This window comes from Paenibacillus fonticola DSM 21315 (genome assembly GCF_000381905.1).
In the GTDB taxonomy this organism is placed as follows: domain Bacteria; phylum Bacillota; class Bacilli; order Paenibacillales; family Paenibacillaceae; genus Fontibacillus; species Fontibacillus fonticola.
Window position 1 is genome coordinate 357,688 of sequence record NZ_KB907245.1, and the last position, 16,357, is coordinate 374,044.

General features: G+C 50.1%; 15 protein-coding genes. 1 reads left to right on the forward strand and 14 read right to left on the reverse strand.

What is annotated here, in order from left to right:
- Positions 1-543: 543 nt before the first annotated feature.
- The 5 genes from G358_RS0101590 to G358_RS0101610 all read right to left on the reverse strand — a co-directional run bounded on the left by G358_RS0101590 (position 544) and on the right by G358_RS0101610 (position 6,178).
- Positions 544-1,392, reverse strand: a complete 849-nt coding sequence (locus G358_RS0101590) for an MBL fold metallo-hydrolase (RefSeq protein ID WP_019635451.1) — start codon at positions 1,390-1,392, stop codon at positions 544-546.
- Between the two features lie 404 nt (positions 1,393-1,796).
- Positions 1,797-2,879: an efflux RND transporter periplasmic adaptor subunit gene (locus G358_RS0101595; protein WP_019635452.1), complete on the reverse strand. Its 1,083-nt coding sequence runs from the start codon at positions 2,877-2,879 to the stop codon at positions 1,797-1,799.
- A 139-nt stretch (positions 2,880-3,018) separates the two neighbouring features.
- Complete coding sequence (locus G358_RS0101600) at positions 3,019-4,380, reverse strand: ABC transporter permease (protein ID WP_019635453.1); 1,362 nt, start codon at positions 4,378-4,380, stop codon at positions 3,019-3,021.
- On the reverse strand, positions 4,377-5,090 hold the full coding sequence (locus G358_RS0101605; RefSeq protein ID WP_019635454.1) for an ABC transporter ATP-binding protein: 714 nt from the start codon (positions 5,088-5,090) through the stop codon (positions 4,377-4,379). Before G358_RS0101605 ends, G358_RS0101600 begins: the two co-directional genes overlap by 4 nt.
- 344 nt (positions 5,091-5,434) lie before the next feature.
- Positions 5,435-6,178 carry a MerR family transcriptional regulator gene (locus G358_RS0101610; protein ID WP_019635455.1) on the reverse strand — a complete coding sequence of 248 codons (744 nt, stop codon included), beginning with the start codon at positions 6,176-6,178 and terminating at the stop codon, positions 5,435-5,437.
- 95 nt (positions 6,179-6,273) lie between these two features.
- Between G358_RS0101610 and G358_RS0101615 the strand changes: the two genes are divergently transcribed.
- Complete coding sequence (locus G358_RS0101615; protein WP_019635456.1) at positions 6,274-6,978, forward strand: CPBP family intramembrane glutamic endopeptidase; 705 nt, start codon at positions 6,274-6,276, stop codon at positions 6,976-6,978.
- Positions 6,979-7,033: 55 nt separating this feature from the next.
- Here G358_RS0101615 and G358_RS0101620 read toward each other — a convergent pair whose 3' ends face one another.
- From G358_RS0101620 to G358_RS31515, 9 genes are all read right to left on the reverse strand, one after another.
- Positions 7,034-7,444, reverse strand: coding sequence for a GNAT family N-acetyltransferase (locus G358_RS0101620; RefSeq protein WP_019635457.1), 411 nt, complete (start codon positions 7,442-7,444; stop codon positions 7,034-7,036).
- A gap of 37 nt (positions 7,445-7,481) precedes the next feature.
- Entirely contained in the window at positions 7,482-8,228 is a 747-nt protein-coding gene (locus tag G358_RS0101625; RefSeq protein ID WP_019635458.1) for an SDR family NAD(P)-dependent oxidoreductase, read from the reverse strand.
- 112 nt (positions 8,229-8,340) lie between these two features.
- Entirely contained in the window at positions 8,341-9,636 is a 1,296-nt protein-coding gene (locus G358_RS0101630) for an alkaline phosphatase family protein (protein ID WP_019635459.1), read from the reverse strand.
- A gap of 52 nt (positions 9,637-9,688) precedes the next feature.
- Positions 9,689-10,486, reverse strand: a complete 798-nt coding sequence (locus G358_RS0101635; protein WP_019635460.1) for a DeoR/GlpR family DNA-binding transcription regulator — start codon at positions 10,484-10,486, stop codon at positions 9,689-9,691.
- Positions 10,487-10,510: 24 nt separating this feature from the next.
- Positions 10,511-11,914: an ABC transporter substrate-binding protein gene (locus tag G358_RS0101640; RefSeq protein WP_019635461.1), complete on the reverse strand. Its 1,404-nt coding sequence runs from the start codon at positions 11,912-11,914 to the stop codon at positions 10,511-10,513.
- 14 nt (positions 11,915-11,928) lie between these two features.
- Entirely contained in the window at positions 11,929-13,344 is a 1,416-nt protein-coding gene (locus G358_RS0101645; protein WP_019635462.1) for an MBL fold metallo-hydrolase, read from the reverse strand.
- Positions 13,345-13,364: 20 nt separating this feature from the next.
- Positions 13,365-14,210 carry an HAD family hydrolase gene (locus G358_RS0101650; protein ID WP_019635463.1) on the reverse strand — a complete coding sequence of 282 codons (846 nt, stop codon included), beginning with the start codon at positions 14,208-14,210 and terminating at the stop codon, positions 13,365-13,367.
- A 21-nt stretch (positions 14,211-14,231) separates the two neighbouring features.
- A complete protein-coding gene (locus G358_RS0101655) occupies positions 14,232-15,134 on the reverse strand; it encodes a carbohydrate ABC transporter permease (protein ID WP_084662610.1) in 903 nt (300 codons plus the stop codon).
- Between the two features lie 12 nt (positions 15,135-15,146).
- Positions 15,147-16,205, reverse strand: coding sequence for a carbohydrate ABC transporter permease (locus G358_RS31515; RefSeq protein ID WP_019635465.1), 1,059 nt, complete (start codon positions 16,203-16,205; stop codon positions 15,147-15,149).
- Between the last annotated feature and the right edge of the window lie 152 nt (positions 16,206-16,357).

Consider the following 16,357-nt stretch of genomic DNA (forward strand, 5'->3'; position numbering starts at 1 on the left):
GCTTGGATCAAGAGTGTGCTTGGTAACAGGTACATAAAACAACAGGCGCTTGGATCAACAATGTGCTTGGTAACAGGTACATCAATCAACAGGCCGCTTGGATGAATGGCCCAGGACGAATGTGCTTGGACACAGTGGACTTGCAGGACATTGTACGCTTTGCCTGCAGTGTACGTGGCCAGACATCACACTTGACCGACGGTGTACTTACCAACAGCGTGCCCGACCCAACAATAGACTTGGCCTAACAGCATTTTGATCTAACACCATGCCTGATCTAACACCATGCTTGAACCTACAGTGCATTTGCTCGACAATGAGCTTGGATTGAGCGTCCATAAGTCAACATACCAAATGGATCAGCGATCCACATAATCTATGTCCTGCTCAATCCCACACCACCCTTACTGCCGAAGGATGGGGCTCCTTTCCCGTACACAAAGCTGAGGAAGCTGCCCTGCACGTACAACGCTACCGAAGGAGGACGCTGCCCTACACGTACAAAGCTACCAAAGGAACGGCGCTCCCTACAAGTACACAACGCTACCGAAGAAAAGCGCTGCCCTTCACATACACAAACCGCTCGCCGCGAGCCATGACATGGCATTTTTGCTCAGGGAAGTGCTTATAGAGATAATCTACGAAGTATCCGGGATTCTCCGCATTCCCCGCAAACACGTCATAATGCAGCGGAATAACCGTTTCCGCGCCGATTCTTACCGCGAACTCGGCCGCTTCTCTATAGCTCATGTTGCCGACAATTCCCCGCTCCCGGCGGAAATAATCAGCTCCATTGATCGGAAGCAGGGCAACATCTGGCTGAATAGCGCTCAACCGCTCAACCAATTCAGGGAAAAGCACCGTATCACCGGCATGATACAGCGTTACTCCATTCAACTCGATGATATATCCCACGTAGCGTGGCTTCCCTTCTGCATCCTTGTCCAGCTCTTCGTGGGCCGCGGGAATGGTCGTTATTTTGATTTTGGAGAACAGCTCTGTCTGCCGTCTGTCATCCGCCACTAAGATTTGCGATGCCCCTATGCCCATGTCGAGCAAGGCCTGTTTGCAGCAGGCTGGAGCCATGATGGGTGCCTCTTTGTTTTGCCGGTGAAAAACAGGCAGCGTGCCCGCATCCATATGATCTACGTGCTCATGCGTAATCAAGCAAAGGTCAGCCCCGATAATATCCTCTGGGGTGATCGGCGCAGGGTAAGTACGAGGTAAATCCAGGTGATCCGATACATAAGGATCGACATAGACCGTTACTCCGTCACCCTTGATAATTACACTTTCCTGTCCAAGAAACCAAATGGCCAGCGTCCCGAAGGGAACCTCGGTTTGGCTGACCTCTTGAATCAATGTTGCTCCTCGTCTGTGATGCTTAGCCATAATTAATCCTCCTGTCGATCTGATGATTGTCCATGATCTTCGTTCGTCCATTTCTTAACGCATATGAACTAGACTGCTCAACATAAGAACGCCATCTTGTAGAAAGTTTATTTAACAAGCTCAATCATTATCGCAGACTAACTACTCGTTTACGATAAACTAACTTGTACATTTGCTGCCTTTTTATCACTGTCTGCTATTTTGATATGGCTAAATTAGGTTGAAGACACGCTCTAGTAGAGGCAGAAATCCGTGAACAAAGGCGAACGCTTCGTTTCTCCAGAACATGTCACACTCTGGCCAGTTACTGCTGCTTCTTTACTTCAACTTATTATAGTATAAACAGGTGAACCTGACAGCTGCCTGCCAGGTTCGTCTGAAATAAATGGAGCGCTGCCCGGCCCTTATTGCAGGGCGACCGTATCGCCTTCCTTCAAGCCTTCCAACACCTCGGTTTTATCCGTCGTCTCCAGGCCTGTCTTGATATCTCTGCGCTCGTATTGATCCGATCCTTTATCCAGCATGACATAGGCGGAGGTCTCATCGCGCATGACGGCTATCGACGGAAGAGCCAACACATTTTCCTTGCGGCTAGTCTCGATATCGCCGGTGAGCGATAGCCCGGCAATCAGATACTCGCTTGGTTCAAGAGAGATAGTAACCTCGAATTGCGCCGCTTTATTCAAGCTGTCCTGGTCGGTTCCCGTCTTGGCAAATTTAGAGACATGCTTCACAGTTCCGGTCAGCGGCACATCCTTCATCGCGCTCATTGTCACTTTCACATTCATATCCGGCTTGATCCGGAATACGTCCTGCTCCCCGACGAGGGCGGTAAATTGCAGCTTGTTCAGATCGACAATCTTGCCAATATATTGATTGTCGCTAAGCGCTTGCGGCTTCTTCGCTTCCGAATCGAACAGGAAGATGCCCGCAGCCGGAGCGCGGAATTCAGAATCCTTCAGCTTCAGCTTTTTCTGCTGCAGCTCCTGACGCTGAATCGAAATGCGCACGTCCTCCAGCTCTTTCGTCAGCCGCGCACTCTCCCGGTTGGCGAGCAATTTTTTGCGGTTCTCATCGGTTAACTCGCCTCCTGCCGTCTCGGTGTCGAACTCTGCGACAAAAGACTGCAGCTGGGTTTCCAGCTCGGCTTTGCGAAGCTCCGCTTCCTCACGTGTAATCTGGTTCTGCAGCTCGGTCTGATCCAGCCTGAACAGCACATCGTCTTTTTTGACCTGCTGGCCGTCCTCGGTCTTCCACTCCGTTACTTTGGAGCTGAACGGAGCATAGACCGGCGTCTCCTGCTCATACAGCGATTTTCCCTTGACCCGTATCGTGTGAACCAATGTCTCTTTCGTTGCTTGGAATGTGATGGCTTGGGACTCCATTCCCGGATCGGCAACCTGGGCAGGCTTCGACATGGAATACAGCAAGTAACTGATTCCGGCAAGAATGATGGCGATAATGATCCATTTTATTTTTTTCTTCACTTTCCCTGCTCTCCTTCTCTCATACCGCTTAGAATTGGCAGCGGCGAGGCCTTGTATGACTCTGTATGCAGCCCCGTTTCCCTCTATTGCACCGCCTTGGCGGAGCATCTTATTGCCATGCGGAACGGATATCGAATCTCTAATCCCGTTTGATCGCGGTTAAAGCATCCGTCCGCGATGCGCTGACCGCCGGATAAATGCCCGATATAATGCCTGTCATGATCGCAAAGGCCAACCCGACCGGAATGGCTGTATACGGGATAAAAATCGATATATCCGACTCCCCGCTATTCAATGACAAAATGAGTGCGTTGATTCCCCATACGATCCAGTAGGAAAACATAATGCCCAGCAGCCCTCCCAGGAAGCCAAGCAAGGCCGCTTCAACAATGAACATATTGCGGATCTGGGACAGGTTGGCCCCCAGCACCTTCATAATGCCGATCTGCCGGCGACGCTGATAGGTCGACATCGTCATGGCGACAATAATGGAGATCGAGGCGATGATCAAAATAAAGACACCCGCACCGATCGCAATCGCCTTGAACACGGCGAATTGCTCCTCCAGCTGCTCTTTCTGCAGCAGATTCGACTGTGTCGATACGGTAAGCCGCTGCAGTTGCTCCTCGACCTGCTTTACATTCTGCTCCGCGTCTACCTTCACTTTAACCGAGTTGTATGTAGGTGTGCTGTTTTCCACTGAGGAAGGCACCAGCTCTTTTCGCAGCTGCTCGGCCGTTTCGATTGAGATGTAAATCTTGCTGTCCTGGGCGATAGATATATCGCTGCGGCCCTTGGGCTTCTTCAGCACGCCAATGACCTGCAAGGGAGTGCTCGTTAGCTGTTTACCATTTTCGTCATACTTCACGAGCTGAATTTGCGTCTGGTACATGGCTGTCGGTATGACCATCATATTGCGGTATTGCTCCTGTGAGCTTCGATCATATCCTGAACGTTCCATTGCCTCATACAGTTTGTTTCTAGTCTCCTCATCCATCAAGCCCATCGTGGCCCCGTAACTGAGCACAACTGAATTGATATCAACGCTGTCGGCCTTCCCCTGCGCGAAGGTCTCGCCAAAGTCCTTAATCCGGGTCAGATCCGTAGCGACCACTTCGACGTAGCCCTCCTTGCTGTCCGCTGTCGTCATTTCCAAATGATCGAATGTCTGATATGGCACGACAGCCGTTACATGCTTCATATTGCGCATAACCTCAAGCTTCTGATCCGTCAGCAGCCCGCGTTTATTCGCCTCTTCATTAACCTGGTCGGGGTTGTCCTGGCCCGGCATGGCGCCGGAATTGGGCATGACCGTAATCTCATCCATCTTCAGAAAGCTGTTCAGCTCGGATTCGACGATCTGTTGTGTCGATTCGCCGATGCTCATCGCCAATATAATTGCGGCACAGCCTATGGACAAGCCGGCTGCGCACAGCATGGTCACGACCTTTCGCCGCCGCACCTGATCCCAAGAAAGCCTTGTCAGATCGCTGATTCTCAAGCTTGTACCTCCTCTGCTTCCGCTTGCGGATCTACAGCCGGCTGTGTTGTCTGGAGCTGCCCGTCCCGCAGCGTTATAATCTTCTGCGTTTGCTGCGCCACCTCGCGCTCATGCGTGACAATAATAAAGGTGGTGTTCATCGTCTGGTTGAGCTCCTTGAGGATCGCCAAAATTTCTTCCTCCGTCTTCGTATCCAGATTCCCGGTCGGCTCGTCGGCGAAGATGACCGAAGGCTCGGTAATCAGCGACCGGGCAATGCTGACCCGCTGCTGTTGTCCGCCCGACAGCTGGGACGGGAACAGTTCGGCCTTGTCCGGGATGCCGACCTGCTCGAGCAACTGCAGCGCTTTTTGCTTGCGAACGGAGGGGCGGGTAGATTGAAAGACAAGCGGCATCTCAATATTTTCACGCACCGTCAAGTTCGGCAGCAGCTCATAAGCTTGAAATATAAAACCGATATGCTTACGGCGGAACTCGGCCAGCTTGTTCTCGTTCATCTTCACAATGTTTTGATCGGCGATATAAATTTCGCCTTCGGTCGGCTTCATCAGCCCCGCCATTAGATTGAGCAGGGTCGACTTTCCTGAGCCCGAGCTGCCCAGCAGCGCAATCATCTCGCCCTTGCGGACATGAAAATTGATGTTCTGCAGAACAAGCGTGGTCTCGCCGCCATTCTTGAAAGCATGGGACAAGCCCTCTACACGAAGCAAGTTCTCCACTCCTTTTATATGAATCTCTCAAGCGTAAACGGCTGACGCCGCCCATGAACGGCACAACTGCGTTTCGCATAGAAATATAAGCGCCTTGTATAAGGGTGAAGCTTATAAATTCTTATATCTCAATAAATAGACGATGCATCCGGTGTCTGCCCCTGCATGTTATACGATAAAAATTTCCGCAAGATGCCAATCCAGTTGCCCCACTGTATATTTAACCAGAAAAAGGAACCCCTCGGATCGACAAATATCACTTTGCCGTATCAGCGAAGCGTATTGATGCTATGACTAACTGGATTTCATACATTTAAAAATGAACGATTATAGGTTTTGAGTCTTCAATGATCGTTCCCCTTCTTCCTCAGTGCATACGAAATGGATTGCTCCACAAAATCCAGAACTTCAGGCGACACAGGATACAGCCCGGTTTCCTCAGCAGGCCGCTTGCGCACTTCCCAGAATCGGTCCATCAGCTCGGCGCTTCCCCCAAAGGTTTCGTCCGAAAGCTTGATCAGTTCACACGCCAGCGCGTAAGCCTCCTCTGATTCCGGAGCAACGGCGTGCTTCACGCAATGCTCGATCCTCCGAAGCAGCGATACGTACTGCTGGGTGGCGCGATCTCCGCTCTCCAAAGCGGGCAAAGCCTTTCGCAGAAACTCGCGCTCCTCCTCAGCAAAGTAATCGACCCATTTCTTCGTGCCCACCTGTGCGTTCTGAACGAGAGCGGAGACTCGCTCCCAAGGGAGAGTCCCTTCCAAGTCCAGCATATTAATGAGCGAAGCTGTATTCGCAATGCTGGCCTGCAAAGCAGCAAGCTTCTCCTGCAAATGATGGTGATGGGCGATCAGGATGTCCCGCAAGGAAAGCTGGCCGAGCACCTTCTGAATGTCCTCCAGCGAAAGGGACAGCGATTTAAGGAGCATAATTTTTTCGAGAATAAACAAATCTTCTTCGGAATAGTAACGGCGGCCGTTATCCTGTCTCAGGCTTGGCGTCAGCAGCCCGATCTGATCATAGTAGCGCAGCGTGCGTACCGAGATATTCCGCAATTTGGATACTTGTCCGGTCGTCCATCTAGTCATTGCCTGCCTCCTGCAAAAAACGCTTGAAGGTAACGTCGCGTCACCTTTTATAATGCAAATTATACCACGGGGGATAATGGAAAGGAGTTTGTTCTATGAACAGAATGGCTGGATGGAAAACAAAAGATGCATGGTCCTGGAGGGAATTCGTGCTTCTCCTGCTGCTTGAGTTCATCTTCGTGATGGCTGTAGTGAAATACGGTGCACAGAGCTTGTATTTGTCCTGGCTGGGCAACCCGCTATATTCAGGTATGCTTACCGGACTGACGATCGCGATCGTGCTGCTGGCAGGCTTGTACTATATTGCCCTGCGTCCGCAACGATTAACATGGGCGGAGATTGGGCTCCGCAGGTTCCCGGCGAAGGATTGGGGGCGGATTCTCATTTGGATTCTAGTCCTTGTCGTACTCAGCGCAGGAGCGATGCTCTTAACCAGCTTGTTTGGAAATATGATGAATAATAGTAAAATGGAAAGCCTTCAGCAGAATGTCACCTGGTTCACTGTACTCCTCGCAGTGATTTCTGCTGGGGTGGTCTCCCCTTGGTATGAAGAGCTGTTCTACCGGGGCTTCATGTATCGCTGGCTGCGGACGAGGGCGGGGATGAGCCCGGCCATTGTCATCAGTTCGCTAATCTTTACAGCCGCGCATTATCCGACTTTGAACGCGATGCCAGCCAACTTTGTTGCAGGCGTCATTCTAGCTTGGACATATGAAAGGACGGGCTCTGTCATTCCCGCCATGATTGTCCACGGGGTTGTCAATACGGCCTCCGTGTTACTGCTTACCGCAATGGGGTAGCACTGTCCATTGGCGACTGACTGCCGTGAAGGATCTTTATTCATGATATGAAACTTTATCGCGGAGCCCTTCTCATGAACCTATCGTGATCCCGCATAAAATGGAACTGCTCGTACAGCTCATGGGCATCCCGGGTGCCGAGCAGTCCCATCAGATTCCGAAACCGTTCCGACTCTGTGATGACTTCGACTAATCTTTTGCCGAGCCCCTGCCCTCTGTAATCCTCGTCTATAAACACATCGCACAGCCAGTACATGGTGGCATCGTCCGTAACTACCCGGGCAAAGCCCACCTGTGCTGGTCCCTTATAAATGCCAAAGCAGACCGAGTTGTCGATGGACTTCTCAATCCGGTCTACCGGCCGCCGATTCGCCCAGTAGCTTCTTGCTAAATAGCCTTTGATCACGTGCCTGTCCAGCCGTTCTTTATGATCTGATATTAAAAATTCATTATAATAGATTTCCAATCGAGATCTCTCCTTCCTTTGCCAAACCTAGGGTTGCTCAGCGTTCAGCGTGCGCGTAGTGGACAAGCTTTCCAGCGGGATATTCGTTCTCGATGATTTTCAACAAATACCTGCCGAGCTCTTCCGCCGGCTGAACCTGGCCTGACTCGTAAGCTTGCCTGAAGTATTTCGCCATCCCGAAGTCCTGCTCATCTTTGCCACGGGCAGCCGCTTGCAGCTGCGTTTCCACCATTCCCGGGTCTACGGCAATGATCTCCACGGGCCGTGGCTGACTCGCTTGCTCCGCTCCGACGCACTGGGTGAACATATTGATCCCGGCTTTGGCCGTACAATACGCGCTCATGCCCGGTGCGGGGTACGTTCCTGAACCGGAAGTGATGTTGATGATTTTTCTTTTGATGTCGAAGTGTTCGGTATGGCGGATAAAGCTGGAGGTTGCGACCATCGGGGCAGCCAGGCTGACTTGCAGATGCTGTTGGATTTCCTGGGCGGTACAGCGTTCGATCGGCTTTAACGGCTCTAGCATGGCCGCATTATTAATCAGGCAAAATATTTCCGAGTCAACTATATTCACTTCATGAACAATCTCTTTAAGCAGGGCATCGACTCGCATGATATTGCTTATATCAAAGCTTCGATGGGTGTAGTTGCCATATCCCCGCAGGCGTTCCGAGGTTCCTCGCGCGATGCCGATTACCTGGTGTCCGAGATCAAGCAGCATACCCGCCAGCTCCTCGCCGATTCCTTTGGATGTTCCCGTAATAATAAAATGACCTCTCGCCATACAGTACCTCCATAATCCATTTATTTATACCCTATCTTATCAGCAAACCTATATTTTGGAAAATAGAAAGAGGCCCCTCCAAAATTCAGAAGAGCCTCTCTTTACGTTTCAGCTATCTTAATAATTGATCGAGTACAATACCATCCACATCTTGCATCTTGAACTGAAGCATCGCCGCCATAGTAGGAGCCATATCCACCAAGCTGGCTTGGTCGATGACGACGCCCTGCTTCACGCTAGGGCCGCAAGCAATGAATGTCGTCTGCTGCTCCTTGTAGGGCAATCCTCCGTGCGAGGCTTTGGCCGTCTTATAATCCCCGACTCTCGTTTCTGAGAATGCGTCGTCGCCCGACAGTGTATTCCCGAAGGAGATGGCCGCTTCACCTTCTATTACAAATTCAAAGGGTCCCGTTAATTTATATTGTTCGCGAACCTCTTCCTTCGTAAATACATGGCCTAGGCCGTATTTGGGATCCGCCTTAATGGAAAGGAGGAATTCATGAACCTTCTGCTTCATATTTTCATCGGACGGATTTTTGAGGCTAATCCATGCCGACATCCCGACGGAATGGCAATAGGCGTCATAGTCGAGCAATTGATCGTTCTCATCGACGGAAATGAATCCGGCCTGCTTTAATAGAATATTGAAGTTCAATACGTGATCGATATCCGTTTGGCCATGATCGCCAAGAATAACGAAATTGGTGTTCTCAAAATCCCCGTGCTTTCTAATCTGCTCAAGCAAAACTCCGAATTCCGCATCATGCTTATGCAGCTGCTCGATGACATAATCATTCATGACGCCGTATCGGTGACGTACCGTATCGAGATCGCACATTTTGACCAGCATGACGTCCGGCTGGCGATAATCTTTAATTATTTCGGCAGCCAAGCCCATCGTGTACCTATCCAGGCTGCGGTCCTCGCCGATCAAATGATGTCCGTATCGAGAGAAATAGCGTTCCACCAGCTCCGCTGTGGCCGTGCTTTCAAAAAACTGCTCCGGGTTAGGGCCATTATAGCCAATCGGCACAATCATCGGCATGTTCAGATCGTAATCCGCACCACCCGATACAGGCCAGCTTAAAGAGCAGGTCGAATATCCATTTTCCTTGGCGTAATCCAACATCGTCTTGGATTTAACATCATGCCTCATATTGTACCACGGAGCATTCTGGTCGCCTGCTTTGACGATCTCATTGTGAGGAACGCCGTGCTTCTCGACATAATTGCCTGTAATAATGGAGCAATGGCATGGGTAAGTAACGGAAGGATAAATGGAATGCATATGAGTTACCCAAGAGCCTTGCTCAAACATGAATTTAAAGTTCGGCATCGTTCTCATCCATTCAATATCCATGGAACACAGCGCATCCAGGCAAAAGACAAACAGCTTTTTCTTCGTCATGGCAATTCCTTTCTGTGTATCATTACACCCGCAGTATAAATTTAAAAAGGGATCAAGTCAGCTTGGACGGAACCGGAGCCTGCTCCTCCATTTTCACGACGATCACTTTCTGAATCATTTCGCGCAGCTTCTCCAGGAACGGGAGCGAAATACCGTCATCGGTAATAAGCACGCTGATTCGCTTGACTTCCATCCCGAATAAAAAAGCGCTTTGATTCATTTTTGAGGAATCGGCCAAAAGAATGAGCTGGCGCGCTTGATCCGAGAGCCTCTGAGCAACACTCTGCGGTTCCACCTTGGAAAAATACAAGCCTTGCTGCATCACCCCGGCGCATGAAAACAATGCTTTATCGAAACGATACTGCTTCAGCTCCTGATGAAGCCTATGCCCTGATGTCAATCCGCTCTGATCTACTTCGCCGCCTGCCATAAACACTTGAGACCGGCTATTCTTCTGCAGCAGATTAAAGGCAACCATAAGCGAGTTCGTCACAATAACCAGTTCTTTGTGCGCCGGGATTAACCGGGAGACGGCCAGTCCCGTCGTATTCCCGTCCAAAAAAACGCTATCGCCGTCTTCCAAGAGATGAATCGCTTCTCTGGCGATCGCCTCTTTCTGCTCCAGATTATAATTAATGCGCTGCGTGTACGGCATTTCCCAAGTTGTTTTTTCCCTTCGCTCGGCGCCGCCATAATTTCTGCGGACTAGTCCTTTTTCATGCAAAATGCGCAAATCCCTGCGGATCGTTTCGACAGACAATTGATAATGATCCACTAAATTCTCGACAAGAACGCTGCCGTTGCGGCGGACTTCTTCCAAAATTTCGTTCCGTCTTCTTCTGGAATTCATGAAATCACTCCTTTGAGAGCGATCTTATTTGTTCTCTGCCAATAGCTTCGTGGCTTCTGCCTGAAGACTCTTCATAGCGTCGGCTGGTGAGACTTTGTTTGAGTAAACGTTCATAATCGCCGTATTCACCGCATCCTGGATCATGCTTCCGGCTGCCGTAGCGACAGGAGCTTTCCCGTGAGGAAACACCTCTTTGAAGGCTTGCTCCTTCTGGGGATTGGCCTCGTAATCCTTCTTCAATACGTCGACATCTTGAGAAGACAGAGTTGCCGGGAAGTATCCGGTTTTTGCGCCATAGATCGCTTGACCTTCCGGTCCTGCAAAGTATTTCAGGAATAACCAGCCGGCAAGCTCCTGCTCAGGATTGGTCTTGAATAGAACCTGATTCCCGCCGCCAATATTCGTTGTTGGGTTGCCTGGGTCGCCTTGCGGGATAATTGTGATTCCCCACCCGAACTTATCGCCGATTAATTCCAGCTTGGAGGTCGTTCTGGCCGTAGTGCCGATTTCCATGGCCGCGCGGCCATTCGTAAATTCTTGCTCGGTATCCTCGGCGACCAGGATTGCTTTTTGATCGAGCAGGTTTTTATATACGGTCAGCAATTCCACAGCTTGAGGATTATCGAAATCGACGCCGGACAGATCAGGATGAATCGGATCGATTCCGTATGTGCTCAAGGAGGTCATGAAGTTAAAGCCATGGGAGCCATATCCTGTGCCATTACCGATAACGAGCGCTGGAACGCCGGTTTTCTTATAGATGTCGAGGGCCTGCTGCTCGAACTCTTTCCACGATTTGGCCGGAGCATCATAACCCGCCTGTTTTAGAACGTCGGCGTTGTAGTAAATCCCGGTTGAGCTGTTGCCATGCGGCCAGCTCATCGTCTTGCCTTCATAGGCCGGAATGCGTTGACGATCCAAGACCGCCGGGAGTATATCATCGATTTCCGTTTGTGTTAATCCGTACTGGGGATCGTTGAGGTAGCTGTCCAGCGGCACGATTTGGTCGGCCTTCATATATTGCAGCACATCGCCTTCGTTAGCCATAGCTGCCGCCGGCAGCCCGCCACCTTGGAGCGCGGCGCGCAGCTTCTGATTCAACTCCGTGTAAGAACCCTGAAAGACTTCATTGACGATGATCTTTCCTTCATACTCTTTATTAAATTGCGCAACGATTTCTTTGACCGCATCCCCGTAGATGCTAGCTTGAATATGCCAGAAGTCAATTTTGACCGGCCCGTTCTTGCCCAGCTCAATGTCATTGCCTGCCGGCTTTTCCGCCGAACTGGCATTGGCGCCAGCAGCAGTCGAACCTTCTGAGCCCGCGTTGCTTGCTTGGCTCCCTCCGCAAGCTACCGTAAATATAGACATTACAAGAATAACCGCCACGACAGATAAAAATCTTTGGATCGTATGATTGTACGGCATGTTCTCTACCCCTCCTATTTATGGTCTAGCAACTTATCTATTTGAACCGTCTCTCCGTAAACCGGATAAAAACGGGGGATGCTTCTGCTATCAAATAATGTCGGATGTTCGCTGTGAAGCGGAATCACGACCTTCGGCTGGATCCTTGCCGTCAAGTCACTGATTTCCTGCGGAGCGGCATGGCCGCCTGTCGCGAAATAATGATATTGAACGCCGAATTCCGTCAGCCAGCGGTGCAGTGTTTCATCATTCGCTGTGAGCGGATTGCCGTCGGCATGGAAGTAATGCGAGGTCTGCGAACGGTCGCCCAGACATTCCAGCTCAGCCATCAGCGGCAGCTGATTATACGGAAGGTACACGCAGTACTGCGCCTTGTTGGCAATAACTTCGGATAATGAAATCGTTCTATACGGGAGTGTGATACTGCTATCTACGGATAGCGAGTTCAACATCGGCAATACATGAATCACCTCTTCAGCCAGGGTTAACGCAGCGTTCCCTGCCAATGCCGCAATGCCAATGCGGGTGGCCTCATACCACAGCGCAGCCGTACTTGCATCCATGACAAGCATACGTCCTGCTTCCTTCGTCGCGAGAATGAAATCAGCTACCCGCTCCACATTCCTCCCCAGGATATTCACGTAGACGAGACCTGCTGCCTGCTCGGCCACTTCCCGGTAACGGACCGCAACATCCGCCTCAAGCCGATCCTCGGGCTGGCGAAACAAAGTGTTCGGGCGCAGCCGCGTGCCTTCGGTAATCAGTACTTCAACCCCTTCGTTCCGGCACAGCTCGATAAAGCGATCCATACGGTGCGAATGTCTGCCATGGCGGCGCCAATCTGCTGTGAAGCCGATCTTCGTTCCGGAGGCGGTCTTCAAAATAAAACCCGAACAACCCGGCGTATCATGATCCACTTCGATGATTGTAAGCCGCACTTTTCCTTCCTCGTCCAGCGCAATCTCTTGAAGATCTTCCAGCGCAATGATGCGGCCCTTGGTATCTCCGTATTCGCCTGAAGCGACGACGGCCCGATACACGGCATAAGCATCTTTGCTCATATAGATGGGCGTGCCCTCCGCAACATAGGGCAGCAGCGCCATATGATCTTGATGAATGTGGCTGATGAATATCTTCAGATTGTTATATTGCGGCAGCTCTTGACGTTTCCATATTTCCTGAAGCTGCTCCAAAGTCACATCCTGCGTCGCCTCCGGGGAATATAAATTAAGCAGGGGAGGAGCCGAGCGGGTCAGCATATAATGGCGCGCTCCTAGGGGCGGCTTCGTCTTCACGTATTCATTGAACAATCCTCCCATGGAAAGTCCCAGATCGAACACGAATCCCAACTCTTTATAGCCGTATACAATTTGAACGCCGCCTATCGTGTTCATACCATTGTAAAACGTGATTTTATCCTGATCGTTCACGGGCAATGCCTCCTTCATCTTTATGGATGAACTGCCAAGTGTTCCTCTAATTTCAATAGAAAATCCGCCAATTCATCCAGTGTGCGCAGCCGCAGATCCCATTTCTCCTCATCATAGGTTTCGTATGGCGATATCCATATCGTGCGGCCCCCCAATTTCTTAACTGGATACAGATCGTTCCAGGCATTATCGCCGATAGAAACGACTTGGTCCGGGGAAATCCCGTGCCTGTTCATATACTCCTGCAAATAGTCAGCTAATCCTTGAGGCTTGTTCCCGCCATAGATGATCGTATCGAATGCATCGTCCAGACCAAGCCGGCTGACAAAATCCAGAGCAGCCTCTTCGGGAGAATTGGTCATCAGCAGTTTATGGCGAACCGACTTCAGCCCTCGCAGCGCGGCAGCTACTCCATCGTGGGGTTTGACGCAATTTAATGTCGAAATCATATCGCGGCGAATGCTCATAAAGGCTTGTCTCCGTACTGAAGCCGGTATATCGGCATAGTCGGCTATGGCGCCCACAACCCCCCAGGCATCTCCGATATATTGGATATCCTGAAAGATATTCGGGGACGAAGCGGCCGACCGTTCTAAATTTTTTCCTTCCCAGTTATATAGCCGGGCGATTTCTCCATTTCGGTACTCTACACCTGATTTAAGAGATCTGCTGAAGAAATGGCCGATCTTTAGCGCGTGCTTGCCGCTTAAAATCAACTCCGCCTCACGCTGCCACATCGACACATCGGAGTTGCCGCCATGACCTTGAAACAAATAGGATATATAAGGCTCGATGAAGCTCTCATCCTGATATAACGTACCATCCATATCCAGCACGAGTACTTGAATGTTGTTTGTCCATTCCAATGTTGTCGTCTCCTCTTCTATTCAACCTTTGATTCCTGAAGCGGCAATCCCCGAATGAAACCACTTCTGGGCTGCAAAGTACAACAATACAATCGGCAATACGGTAAAAGTTGCGGCGGCCATCAATTGATGATAATTGGACCCGTTCTCGCTGACGAAGTAGAGCAACCCCACCTGCAGCGGGCGAATCGCTTCCGTTGAAGTAATGATCAGCGGCCAGGATACGGCATTCCATTTGCCGATAAAGCTCAGTAAGCCAGCGGTAATCAAACTGGAGCTCGATAGCGGCAGAAGGACGGAATACAAATAGCGAAAGCTGGACATTCCATCGACTTGCGAAGCTTCCCAGTAGTCTTTCGGGACAGATAGAAACGCTTGCCTGAGCAGGAAAATAGAGAACGCATCCGCCAAAAAAGGCACCATGATCCCCATATAACTGTCATAAAAGCCCTTTCCACCCGTGCCCATCCAATCATTGCCGCCCGCAAACGGAATGTGCCGCAGCGTCACGAAATTCGGAACCAAAGTGATATCGTAGGGAATCATCATCGTCGCTACAACGAGCATAAAAATAAGCCCTCTGCCTTTGAACGAGAAATGTGATATAGAATAGGCTACCGGAATGCATATGAGCAGTTGAAGGGCCGTCCCGAAAACGGCGACAATGATCGTATTCCAGAAGTACCGGCCGAAGGTGGATTCCGGCTTCATCCAAGCCGCTTCATAATTACTGAATAACAGCTCCTTCGGAAAAAAAACCGGCGGCATCAGATTTATCTCTTCTGCGCTCTTAAACGAGGTTAGAATCATCCATACAAACGGAAACAGCGCAAGCGCAGCTATGGCCAGGACAATGATCGTAACGATCGTCCAGGAAATCCGGGAATAGAGCCTGGCGTAATTGAACCGTTCAACATTCATCATGCTGCCCTCCTTTTAGCGCAGGTAATGCACTTTTTTCTCCCCGTATTTGTATTGAATCCAAGTCAGCGACAGTATGATGACGAACAGGAACATAGATACCGCCGAGGCGTAGCCGACCTGCCCGTGCACATAGAAGGTTCTAAAAATATAAAGCGGCAAAGACATCGTTGTACCGAGCGGGCCGCCATCCCCGCCGCTAATGACGTAAAAGGCGTTAAACGCTTCGAAAGATCCGATAACCGATATGATCGAAAGGAGAAACACCATAGGAGACAATAGCGGCCATGTCACATGGCGCATAATTTTTAGCGTTCCGGCACCATCGATGTTGGCGGCTTCGTACAATTCCGGCGATACGTTGCTCATTCCGGCGAGAAAAATGACGATGTTGAACCCCACGCTCGACCATATCGTAAACAGCATAATGACGATCAGTGCATAAGACGGTCCGGCAAAACCCGTCGGAATGTATGCCGGCCATTGTCCTCCGAACATCCGGGCGATGTGAACCAACAGTGGATCAGGGTCTGAAAGCCAGTTCTGAGGCTGTAATCCAACGCGTTCCAAACCGGCATTTGCAATGCCGACATTCGAATGGAAAATCCATTTGAACACAAATCCGGCGGCAACCTGAGAAGTTATATAGGGGATGAAGAAAATCGTCCGCAATATGCCCTTGCCTTTGATTTTTTGAAATAAATAGAAAGCTAATATAAAGGATAGGAAAATAGATATCGGGATCGTTCCTATCGCGTAATAGATCGTGACCATCAAGCTGTTGCCTACCGGGCCAAGCTGCCATCCCAGCAGCATATCTTTATATAGCAGACCTTCGGTGAATATCTTGGCAAAGTTGTCCAGGCCAATGAACTTCTCCGGTACGAATCCCCATTTCCATAAGCTGATCCAAGCCCCGAATACAAGCGGCCAAAAGCGAAAGATGAATAACAGCAGTAAGGCTGGCAGTGCGTAAGCTATTCCGACCCATGCTTGCCTTCGCGTAAGTTTAGATGTTTTTGGCTTGATCGTAATCTGCTGCCTTATTTGCTTTATGCTTGACACCAATTCCATTGGCTCCCCTCCTTCTAAAATCAGTATAGGAGGCGAGTATACGTAGAATATTAGATTGAGATTAATTGTCTGTTTAATTCATGTCGTGTTTTAATCTTTATTTGTCGTTCCGATAATAAAACGGTAATTTATCCCGGGGAAACAGTAAACTA